The following is a 2,515-nucleotide window of genomic DNA, read 5'->3' as shown; positions in this document are numbered from 1 at the left end:
TCCTCGATGGCTGTCTAACATTCCATCGGGTCCAAGAACCTGGGGGCAAGACACGACCTCCATGGTGCGCGACAACCTCGAATTACTCAGCGTTTCCTCAGGCGCTGGGATTGTGACGACGCATCACCCGCTGCTTGTCACGCTGCCAGTCGCGCTCCTTGCTGGCCGCACGCTTGTCGTGTTCCTTCTTGCCTTCAGCCAGCGCGATTTCGCACTTCACCCGGTTGTTCTTCCAGTACAGCGCGGTGGGGATGAGTGTGTAGCCTTCGCGCTCGACCGCCCCCACCAGCTTGTTGATCTCGCGCTTGTGCAGCAGCAGTTTGCGGGTGCGGCGGTCATCGGCCAGGACATGCGTCGATGCCGAGTTGAGCGGCGTGATCTGGGCACCAAACAGGAAGATCTCGCCGCCGCGGACGATGGCATAGCTCTCGTTGAAGCTGATGCGCCCGGCGCGCAGGGCCTTGACCTCCCAGCCCTGCAGTTCGACGCCGGCTTCGTAGCGGTCCTCCAGCGAGTATTCGAAGCGCGCCTTCTTGTTGAGGGCGATCGTGCCGGTTCCGCTATCCTTGCTCTTCTTCTTGCTCATGGCCTGGTCCAACGCTCGAACCCGCGATTGTGGCTCAGGCGGACGGCCACGGCGAGCCCCACGCCTACCGAGTTCTGCACCCGCCTTCATGACCCAGATCGCCCGCAGTGCACTCGTGCGCCGGCCCGCCTCGCATATGTTCGACCTGGTCAACGAGGTCGAGGCCTACCCGCAGCGCTTCGGCTGGTGCGAGGGCGCGAGGATTCTGGAGCGCTCCAACATCGAAATGCTGGCCCGCTTGGAGCTGAAGATGGGCGGCCTGCGCACAGCCTTCACGACCCGCAACCGATTCGAGCGTCCGCAGCGCATCGAGCTGCAGCTGGTCGAAGGGCCTTTCACCAGGCTGAGCGGCTCCTGGATCTTCACGGAGCTCGCGGAAGACGCCAGCAAAGTAGCGCTGAACCTCAACTTCGAGACCGCTGGTCGCCTGGTGGGCAGCGCACTGGCGATCGGGTTTCAAGGCTTGGCCGATCGCATGGTGGACGACTTCGTTCGTGAGGCGCAGCGCGGTGGCTGAGGACAAAGAGGCGAGGGTGGGTGTGGCGGATCAGCAGGTCTGTGATGCCGCCACCCAGACTTCCGAGGAGTCTGTGGCAGTCGCATCAATCGAGCCCACGCTGCTAGCCATTGAGGTCGTCTACGCCCGTCCCGAGCGCGCCTGGCGAGTGAGCCTGCGTCTCGCGCCTGGATCCACCGCATTGCAGGCTTTCGAAGCGTCAGGCCTGCGCGGACGGGTCGCCGAGCTCGCGTCAGCCGAGCCGGACCTCGGCGTATTCGCCCATCCCGTAGCACCCGATCGTCCGTTGCGCGATGGCGACCGGGTCGAAATCTACCGACCGTTGCTGATCGATCCAAAAGACGCCCGCCGCAAGCGCGCGGCGCAGCAGTAGTCAGCAGATCCACGGTCTGGGAAGCGAGGCCCCGCCCATGCGCAGCACGCCCGAGCTCCCATCCGGTTATCAGCCTGTAAGGCTCCCGTGCGTGGGGCAAGGCTCCGGTCAACTTGACACGCACAGCGGGAAACCCGCGGTGTATCCACGCCGAGGATTACTGCAGTAGTGGCGAACTTGACTGCGCCACCGCATCTCCGCGCCCCAGCCGAATCGCGCGCCAGAGGCCGAGTGCGACGATTCCAAGCGATACCAGCGCCAGCAGCGCTCCCCAGATCCAGTAGGTCAACCCGAGCGCCTGCGCGATCTGCGCGGTGTCGGAGGGCAGGGCGCCAGCGCCGGTGTTTGCACCCGCGCTGAAGAGATAGTCGACGCGGGTGAACGCCGACAGGCTCATCTCCACGGCGACGAACGCGGTCACGGCAAGCACCACCCTGTCATCACCACGCCATGCAACCCACGCCAGCCCGAGCGTCAGCGCGGCCACGAAGCCGAATGCGAACAGGTTCCGCACCCAGAGCAGAATCGCCAACGCAAGAAACATCGCGAGGACCGCCAGCAGCAAACGCGCTGCATGCCGATGCCCGAGCGCCAGGAAGAAGGCCAGCCCGGCCAGCGGCGCACCCAGCGGCCCGGCGGCAGCGATCAGAGCCCGATCGAGCCCCGAATACGCACCGCGATGCACAGCGACGCCCGAACCATCCGCGTAGATCGCCAGCTGCACGAACTCGCCGCCCAGCGCGATCGCGGCGATGCCGTGGCCGAGCTCGTGAAACAGCGTGCCCAACCAGACGAGCGGCCGCGCGATCCAGCCGAGCTGTGGCCACCAGGTGTCGACCGCGAACAGGATCATGGACGCGAGTGCGGCTATCCACACGTAGGGCGCTGGCGAATGGGGGCTTCTCGGAGGAGAAGCAGCTGTTCACCGCCGACAACTCTGATCGCCGCTGACCACTGATTTCTAAGGCGGACCTGGTCAAGTTTGAGCCCGTGTTGGTTTCGCACGAAGCCAACAAACCTGACCAGTTTCCCGCCAATG

4 protein-coding genes are annotated in these 2,515 nt (G+C 65.0%); 2 read left to right on the top strand and 2 right to left on the bottom strand.

Translation table 11 applies throughout. The annotated features are described in order from the left end of the window. Window positions 1-97 precede the first annotated feature (97 nt). Entirely contained in the window at window positions 98-586 is a 489-nt protein-coding gene (smpB, locus tag Q0654_RS10555) for an SsrA-binding protein SmpB (RefSeq protein WP_298853564.1), read from the bottom strand. 88 nt (window positions 587-674) lie between these two features. Between smpB and Q0654_RS10550 the strand changes: the two genes are divergently transcribed. Both Q0654_RS10550 and Q0654_RS10545 read left to right on the top strand, forming a co-directional pair. Next, window positions 675-1,103 (top strand): type II toxin-antitoxin system RatA family toxin, encoded by a 429-nt coding sequence (locus Q0654_RS10550; protein WP_298853561.1) that lies wholly within the window; start codon window positions 675-677, stop codon window positions 1,101-1,103. 100 nt (window positions 1,104-1,203) lie between these two features. Next, window positions 1,204-1,476, top strand: coding sequence for an RnfH family protein (locus Q0654_RS10545; RefSeq protein ID WP_343230136.1), 273 nt, complete (start codon window positions 1,204-1,206; stop codon window positions 1,474-1,476). Window positions 1,477-1,633: 157 nt separating this feature from the next. Here the strand turns inward: Q0654_RS10545 and Q0654_RS10540 are convergent, their stop codons facing one another. Further along, the gene (locus tag Q0654_RS10540) at window positions 1,634-2,329 is read right to left on the bottom strand and encodes a M50 family metallopeptidase (RefSeq protein WP_298853556.1); all 696 of its coding nucleotides are present in this window, start codon (window positions 2,327-2,329) and stop codon (window positions 1,634-1,636) included. Window positions 2,330-2,515 lie beyond the last annotated feature (186 nt).

Source organism: uncultured Aquimonas sp., assembly GCF_937888285.1.
Lineage (GTDB): Bacteria > Pseudomonadota > Gammaproteobacteria > Xanthomonadales > Xanthomonadaceae > Aquimonas.
The sequence above is the reverse complement of the archived record's forward strand: the minus strand, read 5'-3'. Positions and strand labels throughout refer to the sequence as shown.

Excerpts from the sequence above, each read along its gene's own strand:
- Q0654_RS10550 (WP_298853561.1), top strand. The coding sequence starts at position 675 with ATGACCCAGATCGCCCGCAGTGCACTCGTGCGCCGGCCCGCCTCGCAT.
- Q0654_RS10540 (WP_298853556.1), bottom strand. The coding sequence starts at position 2,329 with ATGATCCTGTTCGCGGTCGACACCTGGTGGCCACAGCTCGGCTGGATC.
- smpB (WP_298853564.1), bottom strand. The coding sequence starts at position 586 with ATGAGCAAGAAGAAGAGCAAGGATAGCGGAACCGGCACGATCGCCCTC.